A 25,867-nucleotide genomic window follows, 5' to 3' on the forward strand; every position below is an offset into this window, starting at 1 on the left:
AGCGCTAATGAGCTATTTTTTCAGCTCTTATCTAACTCAAACAATGCCATGGCTTCGATATGGTGGGTTTGAGGAAACATATCAACTAAACCTAACTTGACCAATTTGTAGCCATGCTTGAGCAAAGGCTCACTATCTCTTGCCAAACTGGCAGGATTACAAGAAACATAAACAATCGACTTAGGCTTCATCTTCTTCAGCCACTGCAAACTTTCAAACGCGCCCGCTCTTGCTGGGTCTAAAAGTAGCTTATCGACTTTACCAAGCCAAGGCTCCTTTGAGATATCAGCGCTGAGATCGGTATGAAAGAAGGAGACATTGGTTAAATCACTTAACTTGGCATTAATCTTAGCTTGATGCACCATCTCTGGTACCCCTTCAACTCCGATCACCTTTCCACCTTTTTTCGCTAAAGGTAGGCTGAAATTCCCCACACCACAGAAAAGGTCTAACACATTTTCATCAGCCTTCACCGACAGCCAATCTACCGCCTGGTCAACCATAGCTTGGTTCATCTGCGCATTGACTTGGACAAAATTACCCGGAGTGAAACTAAGCTTCACATCATCTCCGAGACCATAATGGGGCAGGTCTTCATCACCATTTGCCAGCGACTTCAACTCATCACCAACCAAGGTTAAATCAGATTCATTTCCTTGAATGATGAGTTTAACGTGATGCTGCTTTGCAAACTCAGTGACCTTATTGATATCGTTAGTCGAGAATTCTTTGGTCGTCCTAATCACAGAGAAAAGACCATTATCAGCTTCAATCAACTCCACATGACCTAAGGCTTTTTTACCTGACAGGCTGTTTAATAATGCCGACAAAGGTGAAATCAACTCGGAAAGCGGCGTAGCAAGCACAGGGCACTGGTCGATTTTAATGACTTGCTTACTCGATTGCGCTCTAAAACCTAAGCTTGTCTGTTTTGTCCCTTTGTCATAATAGGTTGCAAGACGCGCGCGGCGACGATAGTGCCAAGGCGCACCAACAAGGGCTGATGAAAGAGACTCTGAGCGTGCATTACTCAGCTTCGCCATCAGATCGACCAAGGCATCTTCTTTATGTTGCCGCTGCTTATCAATATCTAGGTGCTGTAGGTCACAGCCACCACACTGCTCATAATGCGGACACAGGGGCAAAACACGATCATCTGATGGAGTAACGACGTCAAGCAATTTGGCTCTAGCATGACGTTTCTTTTGTTCAATCACTTGAACTTGAGTCGTTTCTCCTGGCAAAGCACCTGGCACGAATATGATTTTTCCATCATGGTGGCCAATACCTGCACCTAAGTGATCTAACTGAGTCACCTGTAGACTCATTTTGGCTGCCATCTGCTTAGATCTGTTTGGTTTTGCTTTAAAAAACTGTGCCATTGAGGCCTCTAAATCAATAATAATACTGGCCAAGACCAACCACTTTCTGGCAGTCTAGTGAAACGTTTGTCAACAAACTGGTAGATTAGCTAACTTAATGAATAATGCCGATAACATGACCAAATACAGTCTCCGCTCTTGGGTACTTGTACTTGCGTTAGCGCCGACAATTCTAGTTGGTATTCTACTGGGCAGCTATTTTACCATAAATCGTTTCTATGAACTCGAACAAACTCTCATTGAACAAGGCAGTAATATTATTGAGCCACTCGCTATTGCAACAGCGATAGGCCTTGAGAAAAATGACTTTGAAAGCACCAAAAAGCTGATCACTGCAACACAACTGAATAAAGCTTCACTTGTTCAATTCATCGCTATCTTTGACACCAATAATCGAGTGGTTGTCACCTCCCATCATTATAAAAATCATGAAATGATGCGTTACGATCACCCCTTCACTAGCTTGCTCAATACCCAGCTAGAACAGGTTGGTGACAGTATTATTCTTCGAACGCCAATATTTTCCTCTGATAATGAACTGCACCTCAACTCAGTTGATGACACCGACTCGGAACGGCTCGTCGCAACAAAGCTTGGATATATCGCGGTACTGGTTAATAAAGAGAATGCACTATTACAACAACATCGCGCGGCTGTCGCTGCCTTCATCATTGTATTGATCGGTGTTCAGCTCAACCTATTGTTTACTTTTAGACTGGTTAAAAATGTCACCCAGCCCATCACAGAGATGGTTAGGGTCGTCGCCAAAATACGTGAAGGTAAACTTGATACCCGAGTTGATGGTAGCTTTATCGGTGAACTTGATCTCCTCAAACGGGGGATTAACGCCATGGCGGGATCGCTCGATGAATACCATGAAGAGATGCAACAGAATATCGATCAGGCCACCTCAGATTTAAGGGAAACCTTAGAACAGATTGAGATACAAAACGTCGAGCTTGATTTAGCCAAAAAACGTGCGCTTGAAGCCAGTAGAATAAAATCTGAATTCTTGGCAAATATGTCCCACGAGCTTAGAACGCCACTTAATGGTGTGATTGGTTTTGCTAAGCAGCTATTAAAAACACCACTTCACTCCAGTCAGCAAGACTACATTAATACTATCGAGAAAAGTGCGACCAACCTACTTGGCATAATCAACGACATTCTCGACTTCTCCAAACTTGAAGCGGGTAAAATGGTCTTAGAAAATATGCCTTTTGCCCTAAGGGAAACCTTAGACGATACCATCACCTTGCTTTCAAATAGCGCGAGAGAGAAAAATATCGAGTTAGTCGTCGATGTTGACCAATCGATACCCGAAGATCTATCCGGTGATGGAATGCGTATAAGCCAAATCATCACCAACTTAGTTGGCAATGCAATCAAATTTACAGATATAGGTAGTGTTCACCTAAAGCTTCAACTTATAGAGTCGAAGAATGAGAAGGTGAATCTTCGCTGTGAAGTGATTGATACAGGGATCGGCATCGATGAAAGTCAGCAAGAGTTTCTGTTCCAAGCTTTTGGACAAGCCGACTCATCAATATCTCGTCGCTTTGGTGGGACAGGTTTAGGTCTGATTATTACTAAACGCTTAGTGAATCGTATGGGTGGGCAAATTGGCTGTAACTCAAAGCCTAACTCAGGCTCGACATTCTGGTTTACGTTACCGTTAAATACCAGTCAATACCCCATAGGCCAGATTCAGGCAGTCGATAAGCTAGTCAATAAAACAGTGTTACTGCTTGAGCCAAGAGAGTTATCTAATAATACCTTAGACCGCCAAGTTAGACATTGGGGTATGCAAGTCACCAACTTACGTTCAAAAGATCAACTTATTCATAGCTTTAAGAAAAATGATACCTATTTTGATTATGCTCTGATCAGTAATAAAGGCTTAGATAAAGACGAAGAGCTTGCGCCACAACTTGAATTGATTAAATCTAGAAGTCGATACTTGCTCTTCATCAGTGGCGATCTCAACCACGAGCTTCACACCATACTGCCCTTTGCAGATAAAGTCCTCGCGGCGCCTGTTGGGGAGAAGCTGCTCGCACAAACACTTATCGACCCTCAACCGAATACAGAAAAACCAAAAGGGTCAGAACAATATAAGTTATCTGATGCAATTTCCAGAGAAACGATGAGTGTACTTGCAGTCGATGACAATCCAGCAAACCTTAAGCTTATTGATACATTACTCAAAGAGCTCGTTAGTCACGTATCTATTGTTGATAGCGGCCAAGGGGCCATAGCTCTCGCTAAAGAGAAAAGCTTTGACCTCATTTTTATGGACATTCAGATGCCTGGAACTGATGGCATCAGTGCGACGAAACAGATTAGACAAAACTCCCTGAACCGTAATACGCCAATCATCGCGGTTACTGCCCATGCTATTGCAGAAGAGAGAGAGAGAATAGAGCAAAGTGGCATGGACGGGTATCTGCCCAAGCCGATTGATGAGGCTGCGCTAAAAAGTGTGATCAGTCGTTGGAAAACACGTCCTCGCTTCACTCACTTCGATCAATTTACCCTTAACTGGGATCTCTGCTTAACCCAAGCTAACAACAAGAGTGATCTAGCCCTCGATATGCTTAAGATGCTCGTTGACTCCCTGCCTGACACTACCGAGCAGCTCGAAAGTGCTATGGCGAGCTTTGATGACAAGCTTATGCTTGCAACGGTACATAAGCTACATGGGGCAAGCTGCTATTGCGGTGTGCCAACAACACAGAAGCTTTGTCAGCAGATTGAATCGAGCTTAAAGCAAGGCGCTGTGATCGCAGAAGTGGAACCAGAAATACTAGAGTTACTTGATGAGCTAACTAAGGTAGAATCGGCAGCAAATCAAGTAATATCACAGTTATCAATGGATGTATTAGATGACAAACAAACTCGGCTTCTTTAAACGTGTAAAAGCATTAGACTTTCAGCAGAAGAAAGTATTTGCCATCGCCCTATGCCAGCGCATGCTGCCTAACTATCAACTTTTTTCAGAAGTTTGTGAATTTGGCGATCCACAAGTGTTGGATACGACCCTGAATCTTCTCTGGCAGTCTGTCTACGATAATAAACTCAAACTCAATATCGATATCTATTTAGAGAGATTAGATCTAAACACGCCAGATCCCGCTGACTATGATGTCTATGGTGTGTACCCTGCAATGGATGCAGCAACTGCACTTATTGCACTGCTAAGTGCGATACAAAGCAAAGTCGAAGAAGATATCGTTAATATCAGTAAACTCTCCTCTAGTACTGTGGCCAACTATATCGAAGCGATTTCTGATGTAGAGCTTGACGAAGACGCCTTCGATGACTACATCTTTAATCATGAAGTGATGGTTGAAGAGAAAGAGCTACAATCTATGCTGCTTCAGTTGATTGAAGATAATCCAAAACTAAAAGCAGATTTTATCAAGTCTTTACGTAATGAGATAATTGAAGCAGGCGTGTCAAACATAGGAATTGGGCGACCAGAAGCCTAATAATAGGGCCTATTTACCTTTTATGGTTGTTGTAGCATGCGAAAATTGATTTATGAAGGTTTTGTACTGACAAATGCAGAGGGACTTACTGATACTTGGAAGCTTACTATAGGTGAGCAAAGTAGAGTGGGTTCCTTGTTTGAACTAAGACGTCAGGTCAACTTTTTCTTAGAGCTGGGTGTGCTGCCTCCCATTAAAGATCCACTCGCTACACGCCAAGTGACGGTTGGCCTTAAAAAAGCTCCCCCGATCTCTGCCAAGCCTAAAGCTTTACAACATAAAACAATAAAGTTAAAAAAGAGTAAGGTTTCCTCTCGCCGACAAAAAGCTAACCAAGCTTAAACTTATCGCTAATTCGCCATCATCTATAGTTGTGGTACTTTAGTTTACTGATAGGTGCAGTACCGCTCAGACTAATACCGTTAAAAGTAATACCGTTCACAGTAGCACTGTTCAAAGTAACACCGATCTAAGCAAATCATTTACGTTAACTATTAGGAAGGAAGTTAATGCCCGCTATTTTTACCCCACTATTTGCCGTTCTTGGGATCATGCTTTTAGGCTCATTCGTTCAGAAGTTGAGGATTTTGTCCTCAGACACAGATCAAGTGTTAAACCAATACGTTTATTACATCGCTTTTCCAGCGATTATGCTGATTGCTTTAGCCGAGACACCGATAGATGGGATTATGCAGTGGGGCTTTATTGCAGGTTATAGCTTAGCGATGTTGATCACCTACCTACTGGTTATATTTATTTCCTATCGAACCAATAAAGGGCGTACAGATATTGCAGCCCTTCGCGCGTTAAACACGACATTTGGTAATTGCGCTTTTATCGGTATGCCGCTACTCACAATCTTGTTTCCTCAACACCCAAATGCATTAACCGCAGCAGCCATAGCCACGTTATTATCAGTGATCGTTTTTGCTTTTGTACTGGTTACCATAGAGCTGTATCTAGGCCAAAAACAAACTTCACCTATCATTATCGTGTCTCAGTCCCTAATTCAAAACCCAATCGTGATTGGCAGTAGCATAGGTGTCGCTTTATCAGCTCTTAATGTTGAGGTTAATCAATCTCTCTCAATCATGCTGCACCAAATCGGTATGACATCGAGCCCATGTGCCCTGTTTGCTATAGGCATGGTGCTAGTCAAAGCACGTGGCGACCAAGATAAGCCTTCCCTTGACACAAAAATAGCTAAAAGCTCATTTTCTACAACTAAACTAAATCATGTTGCAGAGTTAATCTGGATAAATTTCTGTAAGCTAATTATCCAGCCTGTGCTAGCTTATCTGTTATTACGATTATTTGGTGTAAGTGGTGAGTTACTGATTATGGGCGTTTTATTAGCGGCATTGCCCACTGCAGCAAGTGTATTTTTACTTGCACAACGTTACCGAGTTAAATCAACTATTAGTGCTCAGGCCATCATGCTAGGCACCCTATTAAGTATCATCTCTTTGCCGGCAATTGATTATTTGCTCAAGCTTTAAAGCACTCAATAGGGATTTATATTTGAGTCGGTACCTGAGTTGGTATCTGAATTAGTACCTGAATTTGTACTTAAATTATTCCTAAGATATGTGCTCTTAGCGCTATAAGGTACAAGCCTGCACCATAGTTTTATTGAACGGAAATCACACAAAGCTTTACTGTATATAAAATCAGTATATACTGTTTAAAAACACAGTACATTAAAAGGGTGTCATTATGCTTTGCCAACTTAGCATCAATAATTTCGCTATCGTGCGCTTTCTAGAATTAGATTTTAAACCTGGAATGACCAGTATTACAGGTGAAACCGGAGCAGGTAAATCTATCGCAATCGATGCCTTAGGCCTCTGCTTAGGTAATAGAGCTGATGCCAGTACTGTGAGACCTGGCGCCAATAAAGCCGAAGTGAGTGCTCGGTTTTCATTGAATGATATTCCGGTTGCTAAACGTTGGCTTGAAGATAACGATCTTGAGTTAGACAACGAATGTATACTCAGACGCACAGTCAGCAGTGACGGTCGCTCAAGGGCTTATATCAATGGCAACCCAGTACCATTAACTCAAGCTAAAAGCCTAGGGCAACTCCTCATCGGTATCCATGGCCAGCATGCGCACCACGCCATGTTAAAGAGCGAGCATCAACTTACGCTGCTCGACAGCTATGCTAACCATAAAATGCTCCTCGATTCCGTCAGTGCGGGTTATCAGAGGTGTAAACTCGTTGAAAAAGAACTCAAAATATTACAGCAATCACAGCATGAAAGAATTGCGCGTAAGCAGCTACTCCAATACCAAGTTGAAGAGCTCGATGAGTTTAATCTCTTAATTGGCGAATTCGAAGAGATAGAGGCTGAGCATAAGAAATTAGCTAACGGTACAGCACTCATTGAAGCCTGTAAAAATGAGCTATTTATTTTACAAGATAACGATCAAGGCAGCGTTGAATCACTGCTTAATGCAGGAATAACACAAGCTCAAGAGATTGAGAGTTATGACCCACTATTAACGAACGTCGTTAACATGCTCAATGAGTCCCTTATTCAGGTTCAAGAAAGTAGTAGTGAGTTAGAAAGTTATCTTGCAGGTTTAGAGTTAGACCCAGAGCACTTTGCTTATCTTGAGCAGCGACTTACTAAAACGATGGAACTTGCTCGTAAACATCATGTGATGCCTAATGAGCTTGCTAAGCATCACAAGTCTCTAAAAGATGAGCTTAACGCATTAGATTCCGATGAAGACGCACTTGATGAGCTAAAAATGCAGGTTGAAGCAAGTCGCCAAGGTTATCTAGTGCATGCTAAGAAGCTAAGTCAAAGCCGTATGCGTTATGCAAAAGAGCTTGATAAGCAGGTAACCCATTCGATTCATGAACTCAGTATGCCCAAGGGAAAGTTCACTATCTCAGTCGAGTTCAATGAAGAGCTTAGTTCACCTAATGGCTGTGACTCTATCGAATTTCTGGTCACGACTAACCCAGGCCAACCTATGCAGCCACTCGCAAAAGTAGCATCTGGGGGAGAGCTATCTCGCATAGGATTAGGCATACAAGTGATCACAGCTAAAAAAGTATCCACTCCAACCCTTATTTTCGATGAAGTTGATGTTGGGATCTCGGGCCCTACCGCAGCAGTCGTTGGCCGAATGCTTAGAAAACTGGGAGAGTCGACTCAAGTACTGTGTGTCACGCACCTGCCACAAGTTGCTGGAAACGGGCATCAGCATATGTTTGTCGATAAGAAAAACCGTTCTGGTAAAACAGAAACCTCAATGAAGTCTTTAGACAAAGAGCAAAGAATTGAGGAGTTAGCGCGCCTGCTTGGAGGGGATGAGATCACTACCAACACGCTCGCCAATGCCAAAGAACTATTAAGGCTCTAGTTGGATATCGCTTAACCCTTGGTCTATATTTTCCTTAACACCATTGAATAACCACATTGGGTATCAATGGTCTTAAGGAAGCTCATTATACCAATCGGTATAAACCGTGATAAGGCAAGGGATATGATTTATCGACAGAACACATGGAAGCGTGTAATTAACCCTCATTGTAAAATACCTCTCTACCTCATACCTTTTATTTTTACTTCAGCCCTGCTCCCCTTCCCTAGCCAAGCTGATGCGAGTTATTTTGGTTATGCAACAGTCACCACAGACCATAGAGCATATGGGGTATCGCTTACTCAGACCGATCCTGCCGTACAAGTATTAGCGGGGTATGACATAGGCAATGGCTTCTACTTAGGGACCTTCATCTCGACATTCAATTTTATCGACGATGATAGCCCTTATGAGGCAGGTGAAAATTTAGAAACCGATGTTTACCTCGGTTACCGACATATATTTAATGAAGATATCTACCTGTCAGTGACCCTATATCAATACCTCATTCACGGTACTGATAAAGGCATTGAGTTAGATTTTACCGAACTCATGTTTGACCTACACACCCCATATGGCCAGTTCTCATTTAGCCATACACTAAACGATATCTTAGGTGATTTAAGTGTCGATAAAGCTTACAGGCTTGAATACAACAAGTCTTTAGCACTATGGGACTCAGGCCTTAGCTTAGATACTCAACTAGGTTGGTGGGATACTAAAGATGCGCTAGGAGATGATTATGTCTATTACAACTTGGGCCTAAGTTACCCTATCGGGCCGGTAACTGCTTGCTTGACTTATAATGGGACAGACAAGGCCGGACAAGAGCTATTCGGTCATATTGCCGACCCTACCTTTTTTGCAAAAGCGACTTGGGTATTTTAAGCAAAATAGAAAGCCAAAACTTGTAAACAGATTAGCGAGAATATACCAGCAAGTACATCATCAATCATGATGCCAAAACCCCCTTTCACTTTGGCATCTAACCAGCGAATTGGCCAAGGCTTTATAATATCGAAGAAACGAAATAGCGCGAAGCCTACGACTAACCAAAGCCAACCAGCTGGGGCGGCAATCATAGTGATCAATAAACCAGCCACTTCATCCCAGACAATTGCACCGTGATCATGCACGCCCATATCTTTTGCCGCTTTATCACAGATATAAAAACCGGCCAACACACTCAATAATGTAAGCGCAAGGTACCAAGGCAGGCTGAGCGGAGCCATTAGAAGGTAGAGCGGAATAGCCGCCAGAGTACCAAAAGTACCTGGGGCTTTTGCCGCTAAACCTGAGCCAAATCCCAGTGCAAGAAAGTGAATGGGATTTTTTAGTGAAAGCGCCATCAGGGCTTTATCTTTAGAAAGTAATTTCATCAGGAGAAGTGTTCAAAACCTATATTTGTCAGATTAAATTGCTCTCCGTTGCGTTTCAATCTCAATTTATCACCCGGTGTGATCTGCCCAATCTGGGTAAACTGAACACCGGCATGTGCTAAGGCAGTTTCTAAAGCACCTTTCTGTGCTTCAGGTACTGCAAAAAGTAACTCATAATCTTCGCCACCTGACAGTGCATAGCTCAACGCTTCATCATGAGTAACTGAATCTTTCAAAGCCGCAGAAAGAGGCAGTTGGCCAACATCGATCATGGCGCCGACTTCAGATTGCTTAAGTAGATGCTTAATATCAGAAGCGAGCCCATCAGACAAATCTATGGCAGCCGATGCTAATGTTCTAAGAGATTGTCCAGCTAGCACTCTAGGACTTGGATAATAATGCCTATTGATCAAGTATTCGTGATACTCAGCGTCAACAGTACGTTTACCTCGAATCAAATCTAACCCTAAAGATGAGTCTCCAAGCGTTCCAGTCACATAGAGCCAATCACCGTTTTGAGCACCGCCTCGAGTCAATGCTTTGCCTGTCGGAACCTGCCCATTGATGGTAACAGTGATTGAACGGGGCCCTCTGGTAGTATCCCCACCAATCAGTGCAACACCATAGTATTGGGCAGCATCAAAGAAACCTTTACTGAACTCCTTCAACCAAGCTTCATCAACATCTGGCAAAGTAAGTGCTAGTGTCATCCAAGCGGGTTCTGCGCCCATAGAGGCCAGATCTGAAAGGTTAACAGCTAATGATTTATAGCCTAAAGCTTGAGGGGGAATATCAGGGTAAAAGTGAACGCCCTCAACTAAGGTATCACAAGAGATTGCTATCGATTTGTTTATTGCGGGCTGAACTAAAGCGCAGTCGTCACCAATACCGAGTTCAACATCACGACGATTCTGGCTTCTACTATTAAAGAAATGTTCTATTATCTGAAATTCTTTCAAGGGGAAATTCTACCTGTGATCAATGAAGTAAAGATAAAGAGGCTTGCTCTATAAGCTTTTACTAAACGTAGGCAAAAAAAACGGCATCCTAAGATGCCGTTTTAGTATTACTTACGACCAACAATCTTGTCGAGAATACCATTTACAAACTTATGGCCATCTTCTGCACCAAAAGTCTTTGCAAGTTCAATCGCTTCGTTGATAGCGACTTTATATGGTACGTCCTTACGGAAAGTTAGCTCATAGGCAGCCATTCTTAAAACGGCTTTCTCAATCGGTGAGACTTCATCAAATGGACGCTCCACATGTGGAGTAATTAACTCATCAAGTTGAGCTAATTTAGTTGTCGTTCCTGTGAGTAACTCACGGAAGTAGGCGACATCAATACCATCGATTTTTTGCTCTGTGAGAAACTCATGCTCCACATCGGCAACATTGTTTCCGCTTAACTGCCAAGAATAGATGGCTTGTACGGCTAAACGGCGGGCCTTGCGGCGCTCTGAAGGCTTCATCTTTGTTCCTAATCTTGCAACTGCTGTTCTAGTTCTTGCAGTACATTAACAGTCTCAAGCAGACCAAGTGCAGCTTCGCCACCCTTGTTACCCGCTTTAGTACCTGAGCGTTCAATAGCTTGCTCAATGGTATCTGTTGTTAATACACCGAATGAAACAGGAAGGTCAAACTCAAGTGCGATTTGAGCAAGTCCCTTGTTACATTCACCTGCAACAAATTCAAAATGTGGTGTTCCACCACGAATAACAGCACCGAGTGCAATTATTCCATCAAACTTACCACTAGCAGCAACACGACGTGCAGCTATAGGTAGCTCTACCGCTCCTGGTACACGTACGACTGTGATATTCTCATCAGCGACTTGACCAAAGCGTTTAAGTGTATCAACCGCACCGTCGAGTAAGCTTTCAACAACAAAACTGTTGAAGCGTGATACTACGATAGCAACCTTGGCGTTTTTCGACTCGATATTACCTTGAACTATGTTCATTTATCTTACCTAAATTAGCGGATTTTACCAGCACGGGCTCGGAAGAGGCGGTATGATATCACAGCCCCACTCGTTGATCGCCATGCAAATTATAAGAATTTTTAAAATTTGAATAGAACCTAGTCTATTCAGCTATATAATCAGTGACTTCTAAACCAAAACCAGAAAGAGAGTGGTAACGCTTTGGTGAGCTTAATAAGCGCATTTTCGTTACTCCTACATCTGCAAGGATCTGAGAGCCGACTCCCACCTGACGAGACGTACCCTGCCACTTAGCAGGCGTTGGCGCTTGGCCACTATCTTCAAGTTCAAAGGCTTTCACTTTCGCCAAAATATCACTGTTGTGCTCTTCATTTCCCAGTAACACTAAGACGCCGCCTTCATCAGCAATACGTTGCATCGCCTTCTCAAGAGGCCAGCTACGTTGCTGATCGCGCTCAGAATGAAGCAGGTCATTAAAGGTGTTCTGCAGGTGTACACGTACAAGCAGATCTTCTTTAATCTCACCCTTAATCAAAACATGATGAAGCTGATTATCAACTGTATCTCTGAAAGTGATCATGTCAAACTCGCCAAAACGAGTCGGGAGCTTGCACTGAGCTTCACGTACGACACTGGTCTCTTTAGTATTTCGATACTCGATAAGATCGGCGATGGTGCCCATCTTTAAACCATGCTTCTCGGCAAAAATTTCAAGATCAGGACGACGAGCCATGGTGCCATCATCATTTAATATCTCAACAATAACAGATGATGGTTCAAAGCCAGCAAGCCTTGCTAGATCACAGCCAGCTTCAGTGTGTCCTGCACGTATAAGTACGCCACCCTCTTGCGCCATCAAAGGGAAAATATGGCCAGGCTGAACGATATCACTTGGCTTAGCATCTTTTCCTACTGCAGCTTTAACAGTAACCGCTCTATCTTGAGCAGAGATCCCTGTTGTCACACCTTCAGCAGCTTCAATCGAAACGGTAAAGTTGGTAGAGAACTGAGCATTGTTATTCGTCACCATTAACGGCAGGTTAAGCTGCTGACAACGCGCTCGAGTCAAGGTTTGACAAATTAAACCACGACCGAAAGTAGCCATAAAATTAACGGCTTCTGGCGTGACCATGTCTGCTGCCATGATCAAGTCACCTTCATTTTCACGATCTTCATCGTCCATCAAGATAACCATTTTACCAAGACGAATATCTTCGATGATCTCTTCTATACTGTGTAACGACATTGTAAGGCCTTAAATTTTATAGTTTCGAGTATCGAGTTCAGGCGAATTAACCTTAAACTGATATTTTATTAATTATTTAATCTTCTATTTACAGATTTTGCTAGTCACTAACGTAAAAAACCTGAGCGAGCTAACAGATCCATCGTCACATTGGACTCTGGTTGCTGAGAATCTTTATCTGCGTAGGTCATTAATCGCTCCAAGTGACGTGCAATCAGGTCAACCTCAATGTTGACGCTATCACCTGCTTTTAGGTCAACAAGTGTCGTTTCACCAGCGGTATGGGGAACGATTGTTAGTCTAAAGCGGTTATCTTGGACTTCATTCACTGTCAGGCTCACGCCATCTATGGTGATAGACCCCTTATGCGCGATATAGCGGGCCAACGCAGCTGGCGCACTGAGCCAAAACTCAATCGCCTTACCGCGAAGCTGCCTATCATCAACGCTGGCAACACCATCCACATGGCCACTTACCATATGCCCACCAAGACGTGTCGTCGGTGTTACCGCTTTCTCAAGATTGACTTTAGTGCCGACTTGATAGTTAGCAAAACCTGTTAAACCAACTGTTTCAGCTGATATATCGGCCACGTAACCGTCACTTAAACACTCAACCACAGTGAGACAAACGCCATTAGTGGCGATACTGTCGCCTAAACGGACATCTGATAGATCAAGTTTATCACTTGCCACATTAAGACGAATATCTTCACCTAAACGCTCTATTTTTCTTAATGTACCGACTGACTCAATGATCCCAGTAAACATGCGCTATGATCCTATCTTTAACGTCAAACGGGTATCTGCACCCAGTTTACGTTCATCAATTAATGTAATGGATGGAACATCTTCCATCGCCTCATAGCTGGGCAGTGAAATCAAATTTCGACCAGCTGAACCTAATATTTTCATTGCCTGATAGAGCACTAACTCATCGGCATGCTGCTCTGCAATGACGCTTCCTGCGAGTGTTGCACCCGCTTCAACAAGCACTGAATTACAACTTTTACCTAAATGCTCAAACAGTGCCGAAAGCGACACTCGCCCCTTATTATCACAGCCAAGCGTAATCTGACTAACATGTCCGGGCCAGTTTGCTCGCTCATCTTCTGGATAGTCACAGCATGAAACTAAAAGAATAGGGCTATCGATACTAAATAGTTTACCAGCATTCGTTAGCCTAGCTCGAGAATCTAAGATGACGCGCAAAGGTTGAATAACCATAGACTCGTCGAGTGACTCAGCAGCTCCTCCGAGCTCACCATGACGGACATTTAATGAAGGATCATCAGCTAAAACGGTTTCAATACCTGTGACTAATGCACAGTGACGCGCACGAAGGCGTTGGACATCGCGCCTTGATTCAGGGCCTGTTATCCACTTAGATACACCATTTTGCAGTGCCGTTTTGCCATCAAGGCTTGCGGCGAGCTTAACAGTCACCCAAGGTAATCCCGAGCGCATACGCTTCATAAAACCAGAATTGACTGATGCAGCCTCGTCACTGAGCAAGCCGACATCGACCTCTATACCAGCATCTCTGAGCATTTTTATGCCACGGCCAGATACCTGCGGATTAGGGTCTTCAACAGCAACAACCACGCGAGATACACCATGATTAATTAAGGCTTCTGCACATGGTGGTGTTCGTCCGTAGTGGCTACAGGGTTCTAAGGTAACGTAAGCCGTTGCCCCTTTAAGGCCACTTTGCTCACTGAGACTCTTTCTCGCCATCGCCAAGGCATGAACTTCGGCATGGGGGCCACCAGCTTGAATATGGTATCCCTCACCAATAACTTGGCCATTGAGCGTAATGACGCAGCCCACACAAGGATTTGGGCGTGTAGTGTAAAGGCCTTTGCGCGCTAATTGGATAGCGCGGCTCATCAACTCAGTATCTTCTGTTGACCACATAATTAATAGACCAAAATCATGACGAAAAAATAGTTATTATGAATAACGAAAATTACTTCTGTAACTTAGCGATTGCATCACCAAATTCAGAGACATCTTCAAAAGCACGATAAACTGAAGCAAAGCGGATATAGGCAACTTTATCTAGATTGATCAACTGATCCATCATCAGGTTACCTATCATCTCAGAGTTTATCTCACGCTCACCGGTACCACGCAGTGTTGACTTAATCTTAGTCAATGACTGTTCAATCTGATCCATCGATACTGGGCGTTTTTCAACAGCTCTTAACATACCACCACGAAGCTTCTCTTCATCGAATGGTTGGCGGCTACCGTCTTGCTTTACAACACGTGGCATGACCAGCTCAGCACCTTCAAAGGTCGTGAACCGTTCATGGCATTCAACACACTCTCTACGGCGTCGGACCTGATGACCATCAGCCACCAGACGAGAATCAATCACCTTCGTATCTGTTGCGCTACAGAATGGGCAATGCATCGAGCCTCCAAGGAAAACAAAAATGAGATGAGTTAGTGTATATACTCTACACCCTAACTGAAAATAAAATGGCCGCTAAATAGCGGCCATTAAAGTTTACCTGAATTAACCCTAAAGGTTAACCATTAGCTTATGCGTAAACTGGGAACTTAGCGCACAATTCTAGCACTTGGTGCTTAACACGCTCGATGGTACCTTCGTTAGAGATATCATCTAGAACATCACACATCCAGTTAGTCAGCTCAACCGACTGCTCCTCTTTGAAGCCACGGCGAGTGATTGCAGGAGAACCAATACGCAGACCAGAAGTCACGAACGGTGAACGTGGATCATTCGGTACTGAGTTCTTGTTAACTGTAATGTTAGCAAGACCAAGTGCAGCATCAGCGTCTTTACCAGTCATATCTTTGCTGATTAGATCAAGCAAGAATAGGTGATTATCAGTACCACCAGACACAACATCATAACCACGTTCGATGAATGTTTTAGCCATAGCCTGAGCGTTAACAACAACTTGCTCTTGGTATGCTGTAAACTCTGGCTCTAATGCTTCTTTAAATGCAACCGCTTTAGCAGCGATAACATGCATCAAAGGACCACCTTGACCACCAGGGAATACTGCAGAGTTAAGCTTCTTGTAGATAGCTTCATCATCAATAGCAGAAAGAATCAAACCGCCACGTGGGCCAGCTAATGTCTTATGCGTAGTTGTAGTCACAACATGAGCATGTGGTAGTGGGTTCGGGTAGATACCTGCAGCAACAAGACCAGCAACGTGTGCCATATCGACAAACAGATAAGCGCCGATTTTGTCAGCGATTTCACGGAACTTGCCCCAATCGATGATGCCAGAATATGCACTGAAACCAGCAATGATCATCTTTGGCTTATGCTCAACAGCAAGACGTTCAACTTCGGCGTAATCGATCTTACCCGTAGTTTCGTCAATACCATATTGAACAGCATTGTATAATTTACCAGAAAAACTAACGTGAGAACCGTGGGTCAAGTGACCGCCATGAGCTAGGCTCATGCCTAATACAGTATCTCCGCCTTCAAGCAATGCCATAAATACAGCAGAGTTTGCTTGAGAACCTGAGTGTGGCTGCACGTTCGCGTAAGTCGCACCGAACAGCTCTTTAGCGCGTGAAATTGCAAGTTCTTCTGCAATATCAACATGCTCACAACCACCATAGTAGCGCTTACCAGGGTAACCTTCAGCATACTTGTTAGTTAGCTGAGAACCTTGAGCTTCAAGAACACGTGGACTGGTGTAGTTCTCTGAAGCGATAAGTTCGATATGCTCTTCCTGACGGCGAGTTTCATCTTCAATCGCTTGAAACAGTTGTGGATCGAAGTCCGCGATATTCATATCTTTTTTCAGCATTGGTAACTCCAGCTGTAAATTCTTATAGGTAGGGTTGCGCGGTATTCTACTCTGCTATTGATCACAATCCCAGCATTTACAGCATGAAATTACTTGCTTTTTGCCATGAGGATTATTCATGTATTAAAAATATTTATTTCGACAGGTGTCATGAGTGTTTGTTTTTATCCAATTATTTTCAATATCAAGTTAAACGTTTATTTTCGAATGCCTTACATCCAATTCCAGCGAAAACAGTGTTTCAATTTCTACCATAGTTAATTCCGCCAGCCTTTCGTAGCCAGTGGCGATGTCCTTTAAAAAGTCACTTACCCATCAAATCAAAGCGCAATCAAAGTCTATCAGTACGCTTATCTTTAATGAGTTAATCTTAAGCCCCAATAACCGATTTAAGTTCAGCAAAGATTCACGTAGAATTACGCTACTCTTTAGTCAATAAGTGAATTCATCATGGCTCAGTTTGTATATAGCATGCTGCGAGTGGGCAAAATCGTCCCTCCGAAAAAGCAGATCCTTAAAGATATCTCCTTAAGTTTTTTCCCTGGCGCAAAAATCGGTGTCTTAGGCCTTAACGGCTCAGGTAAATCAACCCTACTTCGCATCATGGCGGGTATCGATACCGAAATTGAGGGTGAAGCACGCCCAATGCAGGACCTTAAGATTGGTTACCTGCCACAAGAGCCAAAACTTGATGAATCACAAACTGTACGTGAAGCCATTGAAGAAGCGGTTTCTGAAGCCAAAAATGCACTGACTCGTTTAGATGAGGTCTATGCATTGTATGCTGAGCCTGATGCTGATTTCGATGCGCTGGCAAAAGAGCAAGGCCAATTAGAGGCCATTATTGCTTCACAAGATGCCCATAATCTAGATAACATTCTTGAGCGTGCAGCGAATGCGCTACGCCTACCTGATTGGGACGAAAGAATTGAAGTCTTATCCGGTGGTGAGCGTCGCCGTGTGGCCATCTGTCGCCTGCTGCTTGAAAAGCCTGACATGTTACTGCTCGATGAGCCTACCAACCACTTGGATGCTGAATCTGTTGCCTGGCTTGAACGCTTCTTGCAAGATTACACAGGTACAGTCGTGGCGATCACCCACGATAGATACTTCCTTGATAATGCAGCAGGTTGGATCTTAGAACTTGACCGTGGTGAAGGTATCCCATGGGAAGGTAACTACTCCTCTTGGCTTGAGCAGAAAGATGCTCGACTGCAACAAGAATCAGCCACTGAAAGCGCCCGTCAAAAGACAATCGCCAAAGAGCTTGAGTGGGTACGCCAAGGTGCTAAAGGCCGTCAGTCTAAAGGTAAAGCACGTATGGCTCGCTTTGAAGAGCTTAATACCAATGATTACCAGAAGCGTAATGAAACCAATGAGCTGTTCATTCCGCCAGGGCCTCGTCTAGGTGATAAGGTCATTGAAGTTAACAACCTGACCAAGTCATATGGCGATCGCGTACTTATCGATAACCTTAGCTTTAAAGTTCCTAAAGGGGCTATCGTGGGTATCATCGGTGCCAACGGTGCGGGTAAATCAACCCTGTTTAAGATGATTTCAGGTGCTGAGCAGCCAGATAGCGGTACAGTTGAGCTAGGTGAGTCGGTTCAAATCGCTTCAGTTGAGCAGTTCCGTGATTCAATGAACGATAAGAACACTGTTTGGCAGGAGATCTCAGGTGGGCTTGATATCATGCGTATCAACAACACAGAGATCCCAAGCCGTGCTTACGTTGGACGCTTTAACTTCCGCGGCGGCGATCAGCAGAAGATCATCGGCACCCTATCGGGCGGTGAGCGAAACCGAGTTCACTTAGCTAAGCTATTGCAAGCGGGCGGTAACGTACTGCTTCTCGATGAACCAACCAACGACTTAGATGTTGAAACATTACGTGCACTTGAAGAAGCGCTGCTTGAGTTCCCAGGCTGTGCTATGGTCATCTCGCACGATCGCTGGTTCCTCGATAGAATCGCGACGCACATCTTAGATTACCGTGATGAAGGTCAGGTGAACTTTTATGAGGGTAACTACACTGAGTACTCGACTTGGCTGAAAGATACCTATGGTACTGATGTGGTTGAACCACATCGTCTTAAGTACAAGCGTATGAGCTAATTCGTCGCTCAGCATAACTAGCCACCCTTTTGGGTGGCTTTTTTGTTTTTAACCAAAGGGGGATTGTTTACTTGCCTGGTAACAAGTTAGATAAATATCCATTTAATTGGGTTCATTGGGCTGGTTTGGTATTTGGCAGCATTGAATTCACCAATACAGTATTGTTATCAAACGCCTGCCCGTGGAGTGAGAAACTTGATAACAGCAAGATTAATTGCCCAGAATAGAGTCTACTCTGCTCCTAAGCGGTCCCCATTTATTCATTGCCAATGTTACGTGTTAATCAGCGGGCAATGGGAACCTAGTTAGTCTTGCCCCTGAAACAGCTTGTTATATGGTTTGCAATTTGGGGCGCAGCGTCTCAATGATCTGGGCATCTACCCAGTAGATAGTCACATCTGAGTTTCCGCGTTTTATCCGGCGATCAAAGAAGATAAATTTGCCATCGGGTGACACACTTGGATTTTTTTCTGAGGCTTGAGTATTTATCTTGTCGCCCAAATTGATCGCAGGCCCCCAACCATCAGCTTCCCGAAAGCTGATGTAGAGGTCAGATGAGCCCAGCCCTGCATCTCTTACGCTATCAAAAACAATATAACTTTCATCTGGCGCAATGTAGGGATGGGCATTATATCTGCCAATGCCAAACTGTGGGCCCAGTGATTTCGGCGTCTCATATTTGCCGTCAACCAAACGAGAGTAGCGCAGAGGCGTATCTAACTCTTTAGTATAGGTATCAAAATAGATGGTTCCGCTTGAGGCGATAGCAGAGCGCATAATACTGATACTAGCAAACGGCTCACCAAGGCTTTTCATCTCTGACCAACCGTCACTTGTGCGTTCTATATATCCAGTCTTGAACAAAATGGTGTTTCCATCGGGAGAGATAGAGGGCTCGCTCGCTGCTTTTGCAACAACCGATTGCTGCCATTGATTATTTTTATATTCAATCACTGCCAGCCCATAAGACTCTTCATCTCCTTTAAACTCCCCCACTTTAACTACGCCGGCATACTCTTCCGCTTCCCTCACAAAGTAAAAGGTATTCATGTCCGAACCGAACATGCCTTCAAGGTCAGTAGAACCCTCTTTATTAACGATTCCGGGCGCGAAAATTTCAGGTATTGCTCCTGGTGGTGTTTGACCTAGATAAGGACCATTTGGGATAGAAATATCATCTTGGCTATAACTCGTGCTGCTCACCACTAGAGCAGAAAATATCAGAACAATTGCAGTGCTAACACGCTTCATAATTTTATCCCTTAATTTGAAACCAACGAATTATTTAACGTCCATATTGAGGTCGCGCTCTATTAATAGCATGCATAAATGTTATTTAACCAGAGAACAAATGTAAGCAAACCCGCTTCAGAATGCCTGATGCCCTTATGGCTTAATAGATGATTTTTTCCACAACGATCACCATCAAGAGGTTGTATGCCCATTTTATTGGTTTAAAGCCATGATTTATAAACTTAAAGCTTAGAAGTTTAAGCCAGTAATAACCCCAGCAACCTTTTTATTAACTACCAAGTACAGCTGTGGCTGCGAGCTTCTAAATTATGCCGAATATGCTCCATAAAAAATTTGGCATTCCTTCCATCCTAGGAGGCCAGAAGTGCTTGCGGCGTTTCGAAGAACTTTCTCAAAAAAAGAGCGCATATGCCCGCCGACAAACGTTAGGCGACATTGAAACACAACCTTCAAACATACTCCCCAATAACAGCTGGATTCCGGCTCAAAATCTCTGCCGGAATGACGGTTGAATCAACGATAAATGTAATCAGCCTTCATTTTAAGGTAAGCGCTTTGGCCTTCAAACACTCGACTAATGGGCAATAAACCCAGCCTTTATGCCCCCTTTTAAGGTGAACTCATCACCCACAGACCCTACGACCATATGCTTTCTATCTGAGTGAAGATGGCCGCGTAAAGTATAGAGGGCATCGATACCGGTACAGTGGCCGCCAATCATCTGCTCTAGCCCGAATCCTTGCAGCTTATTTGCGGTCCAAGCTAAATGCTCATCGGAGGCAAACACCAGATGAAAACCACCTATCGCTGTCTTGATTTTACCTGGATGAATGTTAGCGGTGATATGTTCCATGGTATTGATGATCCCCGCATGGCCGCAGCCAGATACCAGAACAAAACCTTCATCGGTATCTATCACCAGTGAAAGATCTTCTGGAATATTATCCTCAACTAAGCCTGATGCCATGACCAGCTTTCCATTTCCGCCCCAGTTTTTCTCTGGATGAATCCGAGGAACTTGCCCTGTTAACCAGACACCTGGAAATATCTGAGTCGGCTCTTCATACACGATAAACTCACTACCTAAAGCAATAAGCGCATCACGAGTCTGCCAAATACTATTGTTACTGTTGGCTCGCTCACTGAAGATGCCTTTACCAACATGAATGCGGCTTAAGGCCTTTGGGTTTTGTTTACGTAAGGTTTCTCTCAGTGAAATAAGCCCGCCAGTATGATCCCCATGGTTATGGCTTAAAATGACATCTTCGACATCGGACAGATCAATCTCTAACTCTTTGGCATTTTGAAGCACGGTTTCTGGCCGGTTGCCAGTATCAAACAATATCTTCTTACCATCGACTTCGATGAGAGCGGCATAACCCCATTCACCTATGCCACGACTGGCAAGCATGGTCGATAATGTCGTGACTGTTAACGAGCTTGCTTTAAACGGACTGGATTCAATAACAGCTTCTTGCGCTAAATCCTTAGCTTGAGCCGCCAATGGCTGGAAAATGCAGCTGATAAAGATCAGCAGCACAGTTGCACATTTATTCATTTATCTTCCTTAATTATTTAAACCAATAGCCCATTAGTCACTTTACTTTTATCCCTAAAACACTTTAAGTTGAATTAAGAGTTAAGGAAAGACTCAATTAGAAAGTCATCTTACCCTATGACTTTAATAAAAATTCAATGGACTGGCATAAGAGTAACGCATACGACATGGCAGTTGGCCTTTGGCTACATTTCGTGATGAAAATAACAACAACATCAGGAATGCATTATGAACACACACACAACCCCCTTGGGCGTTTTGCGCCTTAAACCCCTTCTTTACCGCAGTCTTATCGCGTCTAGCCTGTTATTTCCAGGAATTAGCCAAGCAGTAGATTGCACAAACTTAGCTATTTGGGACTCCAATCAAGCCTATAACGGTGGCGCCCAAGTTCAACACCTTGATATCGCCTACAGCGCCAACTGGTGGACAAGAGGCAATGATCCTGTCACTCGCTCCGGTCCCTATGAGGAGTGGAGCGCAGTGGGCCCGTGTGATGGAGGAGTCTCAAATCTCCCTCCTCAGGTATCTGTCGCCTCACCTTTAGACAATGCTTCTTCCACTGAAAATGACAACGTTGTCATCAGTGTTAATGCAAGTGACAGTGACGGCTCTATTGCCAGTGTCGAGTATCTCGTCGATGGCGTGAGTATAGGCAGTGATAATCAAGCCCCCTATAGCCACAACTGGACGGCGATATCAGGCAACCATGAGATCCAAGCATTAGCAACCGATGATAAAGGCGCTAGCTCAACTGCGAGTGTGACTGTCAGCGTGAATGCGGCCAATGGGAATACACCGCCGACTGCTGTTTTACTGAGTCCAACAGCCCAATCACAACTCACTGCAGGCCTTGATACTCTATTGCGTGCAGAGGCATCAGATAGCGATGGCGCCATCACTCAAGTAGATTTTTATCTGGATGATGTATTGCTTGTCACGCTCGCTAATGCACCCTTTGAGCATAGCTGGACTGCAATTGAAGGGCTTCATCGCTTTAAAGTTAAAGCAACAGATAATGATGGCGCCACCAGCTTTAGCTCAGAAGTTCAGGTCAATGTAAGTGGTGGTCAAGCCGGTGGTGGCTGTGCTGGCGTACCGGCTTTTGTTGCAGGTACTAGCTATCAAAACGGCAATGAAGTGGAAAATATTAATCATAAATATCGTTGTGATGTCGCAGGATGGTGTTCTTCAAATGCCGCATGGGCCTACGAGCCAGGTGTTGGGGATCACTGGAGTGATGCATGGAGCGATCTCGGCGTCTGCGCCATTGTACCAACGCTCAGTATCACCTCTCCTGCGGCCAATGCCGTGGTCCTTGCAGATAGCACCATCGACATAACAGCTGATGCCACAGATAGTGATGGCAGCGTGACTCAGGTAGCGTTCTTTGCTGCAGGTGTTAGCCTTGGCGTTGATACTACGGCCCCGTACTCTGCAAGCTGGACAGCAACAGGCTCAGGCGAGATGCAACTCAAAGCTGTCGCTACCGACAATGAATCAAATACGAGTGAGAAGACCTTACTTGTTACGGTTAGCAACGAGCCAATTGTCGCCAGCATCAGCGCCACCAACGCTAATGGTACTGTGACCTTAGGCAAATCCGTTAATTTTAGTGCTAACGCCTCATCGGTTGTCGCCGAAATAACCCAAGTGGAGTTTTTAGTGAATGGCGCGCCTCTGTCCACAGATACTAGCTCACCCTACTTGGCAAGCTGGACACCGGGCGCAATTGGCAACTACAGCATCTCAGCAAAAGCAACCGATGCCCAAGGTAACAGTGTCACCAGTTCAGCAATCAGCATTAAGGTTGTTAATGCTCCTGTTGGACAGAAACATAAGTTGATTGGCTATTGGCATGATTTTGTTAACCCTGCGGGCTGCCCTATGCCGCTAAAAGAGATCTCATCGAAATGGGATGTTATCGATATCGCCTTTGCCGATAACGATAGAAACTCCAATGGTACAGTGCACTTTAACTTGTACAGTGGTGATATTCACTCAACTTGTCCCGCACTTGATGCCGATGAATTTAAGCAAGATATTGCCGCGCTTCAGGCACAGGGCAAGATAATCGTATTATCACTGGGCGGCGCAGAGGGCACAATCACCCTTAATACCGACTCAGATGAAGCCAACTTTATCTCTAGTCTCACCGATATCATTGCCGAGTGGGGCTTTGACGGGTTAGATATCGACTTAGAGAGTGGCTCTAACTTGCTTCATGGCTCGCAGATCCAAGCTAGATTACCAAGAGCCCTAAAGCAGATAGAGGTCAACATGGGCGGTGATATGTATCTCACCATGGCACCTGAGCACCCTTATGTTCAAGGTGGCATGATCGCTTACTCTGGGATCTGGGGAGCTTATATCCCGCTGATTAATGAGTTAAGGGATACGTTAGATCTGCTTCACGTGCAGCTGTATAACAATGGTGGTCTGTCGAATCCATACACCAGTGGCGCTGCACCTGAAGGCTCTGTTGATATGATGGTCGCTTCGGTGAAGATGTTAGTTGAAGGCTTCGAGCTGGCTGATGGCTCTCAATTCTTACCATTACGGGACGATCAAGTGGCCATTGGCTTGCCTTCAGGCCCGGCTTCAGCCAACTCAGGGCAAGCGCCGACGCAAAACATCATAGATGCACTCGACTGTATCACTAAAGGTGTGGCCTGTAGCAGTGTCGTGCCGAGCCAACACTTCCCCAACTTTGGCGGAGTGATGACGTGGTCAATTAACTGGGATAAGTTTGATGGGTATAACTTCTCAGGACCGATTGGCGATAAGATTGATGCCATGAATGCTGAGAATTAGAGTTAAAACCTGATTAACTCGCTCATATCTACGTACATTAATAACGCCCTATGCATTCACTTTCATAGGGCGTTTTCTAATCGAATTCGACTAGTCATTAGGTAGCTATGAATAAGAACACATTAACCATGATGAGAAACTAAGACCATTAAAACCTTTACAGATAAGAGAAAACCCACCGCCTAAAACTCAATCAACAACCTCGTTTTTATCTCTATTTTATCTCTCTTTATATGTCGGCCATAGATGCACTGTTAAAGATAGTGCTAGTATGTTGCCGAGCAGTAAATATGAAAGGGATGCAGTGTGAATCAAGACGTTACCACAGAAAATAATCAAAATGCGGCGAAGCAAGAAAGGCTGTCTCCCCCTGCTAAAAAAGCGTTTTTAAATAGCATCAACCACTTCCGTGGTATCGCTATTATTTTTATCGTGATGGCCCACTGTTACAGGCCTGCTGGCTGGCAGGTAGAGACGTTAGCCGACAAAGCTTGGTTTAACTTGATGATGAACGGCACCGTCTTCTTTGTGTTTATCTCAGGCTTTCTATTTCACCATGTATTCTCTCATCGCTTAGATTATAAGAAATACATGAAAAATAAGACCAAATTTGTTTTTCTGCCCTACTTGTTGCTGTCACTCCCATGGATAGTCTGGCATATCACGGCAGGAACCGATCCGCTCATGCACCTTAACTATACCTCACTGACGAATCCTGTGGAGGTAGCCAGTTGGTATGTCATCACCGGGAGAACCTTGACCGCCTATTGGTATATCCCAATGGGGATGATGCTGTTCGCGCTATCTCCTTGGGTCATGCACCTGCTTAAAAAGCAGCACCTTATCCACTATTCCATTCCCCTCTTTATCATCGCCATGTTGATCCACAGACCGGAATCAAACCTTAACGCGATTCAGTCCCTGTTCTACTTTCTGCCTGTGTATCTCTTTGGCGTCTGGAGCTCAGAGCACAGAGACAGCTTATTCCCATTTATCGAAAAGTATTGGATAGCGATGCTCATTGCTGCCATCGGCTTAGCCGTGGGACAAGCCTACTTCTTTGGGGCTGGAACCTTAAATAAATCGGCCTTTGAACTCACGGCTCCCGATCTGATGCTGCCACAAAAAATACTACTGACTCTAGTACTGCTGGCTATTCTCAATAAGTTTGAGCATATCAGTATCAAGCCATTGCAAAAGTTGGCCGAAGTCAGCTTTGCCATCTACTTTATCCACCCTTGGATCACAACGCCCTGGTGGATGCTCTACGACAGCCCAGATCTGTTTAACCTGCAGGGACAAGGGAATATTCTCACCACGCTTTTAGTCACCTTAGCCATAGTGGGGATCTCATACTTTATTGCCGTGATCATTAAGAAAATACTGAGTAAACGCAGCCGCTATCTCATCGGCTGGTAGGTGCAAAGACAACACACTAACGCCATAACGAAACAAAAATTACAGTCTGAGCTAAAACCAGTACTGAAACCAAAACTAATCG

21 protein-coding genes are annotated in these 25,867 nt (G+C 44.2%); 9 read left to right on the plus strand and 12 right to left on the minus strand.

The features are described from left to right. Positions 1-20: 20 nt before the first annotated feature. Positions 21-1,382, minus strand: coding sequence for a 23S rRNA (uracil(1939)-C(5))-methyltransferase RlmD (rlmD, locus tag BM736_RS12345; RefSeq protein WP_076413012.1), 1,362 nt, complete (start codon positions 1,380-1,382; stop codon positions 21-23). A gap of 97 nt (positions 1,383-1,479) precedes the next feature. Between rlmD and barA the strand changes: the two genes are divergently transcribed. The 6 genes from barA to BM736_RS12375 all read left to right on the plus strand — a co-directional run bounded on the left by barA (position 1,480) and on the right by BM736_RS12375 (position 9,139). Next, positions 1,480-4,293 (plus strand): two-component sensor histidine kinase BarA, encoded by a 2,814-nt coding sequence (barA, locus tag BM736_RS12350; protein WP_076412572.1) that lies wholly within the window; start codon positions 1,480-1,482, stop codon positions 4,291-4,293. Next, positions 4,268-4,873, plus strand: a complete 606-nt coding sequence (locus tag BM736_RS12355) for a YjaG family protein (protein WP_076412574.1) — start codon at positions 4,268-4,270, stop codon at positions 4,871-4,873. Before barA ends, BM736_RS12355 begins: the two co-directional genes overlap by 26 nt. Before the next feature lie 36 nt (positions 4,874-4,909). Beyond that, positions 4,910-5,215: a hypothetical protein gene (locus BM736_RS12360; RefSeq protein WP_076412576.1), complete on the plus strand. Its 306-nt coding sequence runs from the start codon at positions 4,910-4,912 to the stop codon at positions 5,213-5,215. Positions 5,216-5,382: 167 nt separating this feature from the next. Further along, positions 5,383-6,372: an AEC family transporter gene (locus tag BM736_RS12365; protein ID WP_076412578.1), complete on the plus strand. Its 990-nt coding sequence runs from the start codon at positions 5,383-5,385 to the stop codon at positions 6,370-6,372. Positions 6,373-6,589: 217 nt separating this feature from the next. Beyond that, a complete protein-coding gene (gene recN, locus BM736_RS12370) occupies positions 6,590-8,251 on the plus strand; it encodes a DNA repair protein RecN (RefSeq protein ID WP_076412580.1) in 1,662 nt (553 codons plus the stop codon). A 123-nt stretch (positions 8,252-8,374) separates the two neighbouring features. After that, entirely contained in the window at positions 8,375-9,139 is a 765-nt protein-coding gene (locus BM736_RS12375) for a TorF family putative porin (protein ID WP_076412582.1), read from the plus strand. On the opposite strand, the gene BM736_RS12380 is transcribed toward BM736_RS12375, so the two are convergent. From BM736_RS12380 to glyA, 9 genes are all read right to left on the minus strand, one after another. Continuing rightward, a complete protein-coding gene (locus BM736_RS12380) occupies positions 9,136-9,630 on the minus strand; it encodes a phosphatidylglycerophosphatase A (RefSeq protein ID WP_076412584.1) in 495 nt (164 codons plus the stop codon). The genes BM736_RS12375 and BM736_RS12380 overlap by 4 nt on opposite strands. After that, the gene (thiL, locus tag BM736_RS12385; RefSeq protein WP_076412586.1) at positions 9,630-10,589 is read right to left on the minus strand and encodes a thiamine-phosphate kinase; all 960 of its coding nucleotides are present in this window, start codon (positions 10,587-10,589) and stop codon (positions 9,630-9,632) included. The genes BM736_RS12380 and thiL overlap by 1 nt, the downstream gene beginning before the upstream one ends. Before the next feature lie 107 nt (positions 10,590-10,696). Beyond that, positions 10,697-11,101 carry a transcription antitermination factor NusB gene (gene nusB / locus BM736_RS12390; RefSeq protein WP_076412588.1) on the minus strand — a complete coding sequence of 135 codons (405 nt, stop codon included), beginning with the start codon at positions 11,099-11,101 and terminating at the stop codon, positions 10,697-10,699. A gap of 8 nt (positions 11,102-11,109) precedes the next feature. Beyond that, positions 11,110-11,592: a 6,7-dimethyl-8-ribityllumazine synthase gene (ribE, locus tag BM736_RS12395; RefSeq protein WP_076412590.1), complete on the minus strand. Its 483-nt coding sequence runs from the start codon at positions 11,590-11,592 to the stop codon at positions 11,110-11,112. Positions 11,593-11,716: 124 nt separating this feature from the next. Next, positions 11,717-12,820 (minus strand): bifunctional 3,4-dihydroxy-2-butanone-4-phosphate synthase/GTP cyclohydrolase II, encoded by a 1,104-nt coding sequence (gene ribBA / locus BM736_RS12400; RefSeq protein ID WP_076412592.1) that lies wholly within the window; start codon positions 12,818-12,820, stop codon positions 11,717-11,719. Positions 12,821-12,927: 107 nt separating this feature from the next. Beyond that, positions 12,928-13,590 carry a riboflavin synthase gene (locus BM736_RS12405; RefSeq protein WP_076412595.1) on the minus strand — a complete coding sequence of 221 codons (663 nt, stop codon included), beginning with the start codon at positions 13,588-13,590 and terminating at the stop codon, positions 12,928-12,930. 3 nt (positions 13,591-13,593) lie between these two features. Continuing rightward, positions 13,594-14,736, minus strand: a complete 1,143-nt coding sequence (gene ribD, locus BM736_RS12410; protein ID WP_076412597.1) for a bifunctional diaminohydroxyphosphoribosylaminopyrimidine deaminase/5-amino-6-(5-phosphoribosylamino)uracil reductase RibD — start codon at positions 14,734-14,736, stop codon at positions 13,594-13,596. Positions 14,737-14,788: 52 nt separating this feature from the next. Further along, a complete protein-coding gene (gene nrdR / locus BM736_RS12415; protein ID WP_076412599.1) occupies positions 14,789-15,238 on the minus strand; it encodes a transcriptional regulator NrdR in 450 nt (149 codons plus the stop codon). Between the two features lie 130 nt (positions 15,239-15,368). After that, positions 15,369-16,625 (minus strand): serine hydroxymethyltransferase, encoded by a 1,257-nt coding sequence (gene glyA, locus BM736_RS12420; protein WP_076412602.1) that lies wholly within the window; start codon positions 16,623-16,625, stop codon positions 15,369-15,371. Positions 16,626-17,075: 450 nt separating this feature from the next. Between glyA and ettA the strand changes: the two genes are divergently transcribed. Next, positions 17,076-18,740 carry an energy-dependent translational throttle protein EttA gene (gene ettA, locus BM736_RS12425; protein ID WP_076412605.1) on the plus strand — a complete coding sequence of 555 codons (1,665 nt, stop codon included), beginning with the start codon at positions 17,076-17,078 and terminating at the stop codon, positions 18,738-18,740. 330 nt (positions 18,741-19,070) lie between these two features. Here ettA and BM736_RS12435 read toward each other — a convergent pair whose 3' ends face one another. Together BM736_RS12435 and BM736_RS12440 are read right to left on the minus strand one after the other, a co-directional pair. Then, positions 19,071-19,991 carry a PD40 domain-containing protein gene (locus BM736_RS12435; protein WP_076412610.1) on the minus strand — a complete coding sequence of 307 codons (921 nt, stop codon included), beginning with the start codon at positions 19,989-19,991 and terminating at the stop codon, positions 19,071-19,073. 577 nt (positions 19,992-20,568) lie between these two features. Continuing rightward, complete coding sequence (locus BM736_RS12440) at positions 20,569-21,552, minus strand: MBL fold metallo-hydrolase (protein ID WP_076412613.1); 984 nt, start codon at positions 21,550-21,552, stop codon at positions 20,569-20,571. Between the two features lie 228 nt (positions 21,553-21,780). Here BM736_RS12440 and BM736_RS12445 point away from each other — a divergent pair, with 228 nt between their 5' ends. Beyond that, positions 21,781-24,366, plus strand: coding sequence for an Ig-like domain-containing protein (locus tag BM736_RS12445; protein WP_076412616.1), 2,586 nt, complete (start codon positions 21,781-21,783; stop codon positions 24,364-24,366). A gap of 306 nt (positions 24,367-24,672) precedes the next feature. Beyond that, on the plus strand, positions 24,673-25,785 hold the full coding sequence (locus tag BM736_RS12450; RefSeq protein ID WP_256717833.1) for an acyltransferase: 1,113 nt from the start codon (positions 24,673-24,675) through the stop codon (positions 25,783-25,785). Positions 25,786-25,867 lie beyond the last annotated feature (82 nt).

Origin of the sequence: Shewanella sp. UCD-KL12, assembly GCF_001957125.1 — a bacterium.
Taxonomy (GTDB): Bacteria; Pseudomonadota; Gammaproteobacteria; order Enterobacterales; family Shewanellaceae; genus Shewanella.

Coding starts and splice junctions, on each gene's coding strand:
- rlmD (WP_076413012.1), bottom strand. CDS start 1,382: ATGGCACAGTTTTTTAAAGCAAAACCAAACAGATCTAAGCAGATGGCA.
- barA (WP_076412572.1), top strand. CDS start 1,480: ATGAATAATGCCGATAACATGACCAAATACAGTCTCCGCTCTTGGGTA.
- BM736_RS12355 (WP_076412574.1), top strand. CDS start 4,268: ATGACAAACAAACTCGGCTTCTTTAAACGTGTAAAAGCATTAGACTTT.
- BM736_RS12360 (WP_076412576.1), top strand. CDS start 4,910: ATGCGAAAATTGATTTATGAAGGTTTTGTACTGACAAATGCAGAGGGA.
- BM736_RS12365 (WP_076412578.1), top strand. CDS start 5,383: ATGCCCGCTATTTTTACCCCACTATTTGCCGTTCTTGGGATCATGCTT.
- recN (WP_076412580.1), top strand. CDS start 6,590: ATGCTTTGCCAACTTAGCATCAATAATTTCGCTATCGTGCGCTTTCTA.
- BM736_RS12375 (WP_076412582.1), top strand. CDS start 8,375: ATGATTTATCGACAGAACACATGGAAGCGTGTAATTAACCCTCATTGT.
- BM736_RS12380 (WP_076412584.1), bottom strand. CDS start 9,630: ATGAAATTACTTTCTAAAGATAAAGCCCTGATGGCGCTTTCACTAAAA.
- nusB (WP_076412588.1), bottom strand. CDS start 11,101: ATGAAGCCTTCAGAGCGCCGCAAGGCCCGCCGTTTAGCCGTACAAGCC.
- ribE (WP_076412590.1), bottom strand. CDS start 11,592: ATGAACATAGTTCAAGGTAATATCGAGTCGAAAAACGCCAAGGTTGCT.
- ribBA (WP_076412592.1), bottom strand. CDS start 12,820: ATGTCGTTACACAGTATAGAAGAGATCATCGAAGATATTCGTCTTGGT.
- BM736_RS12405 (WP_076412595.1), bottom strand. CDS start 13,590: ATGTTTACTGGGATCATTGAGTCAGTCGGTACATTAAGAAAAATAGAG.
- ribD (WP_076412597.1), bottom strand. CDS start 14,736: ATGTGGTCAACAGAAGATACTGAGTTGATGAGCCGCGCTATCCAATTA.
- nrdR (WP_076412599.1), bottom strand. CDS start 15,238: ATGCATTGCCCATTCTGTAGCGCAACAGATACGAAGGTGATTGATTCT.
- glyA (WP_076412602.1), bottom strand. CDS start 16,625: ATGCTGAAAAAAGATATGAATATCGCGGACTTCGATCCACAACTGTTT.
- ettA (WP_076412605.1), top strand. CDS start 17,076: ATGGCTCAGTTTGTATATAGCATGCTGCGAGTGGGCAAAATCGTCCCT.
- BM736_RS12435 (WP_076412610.1), bottom strand. CDS start 19,991: ATGAAGCGTGTTAGCACTGCAATTGTTCTGATATTTTCTGCTCTAGTG.
- BM736_RS12440 (WP_076412613.1), bottom strand. CDS start 21,552: ATGAATAAATGTGCAACTGTGCTGCTGATCTTTATCAGCTGCATTTTC.
- BM736_RS12445 (WP_076412616.1), top strand. CDS start 21,781: ATGAACACACACACAACCCCCTTGGGCGTTTTGCGCCTTAAACCCCTT.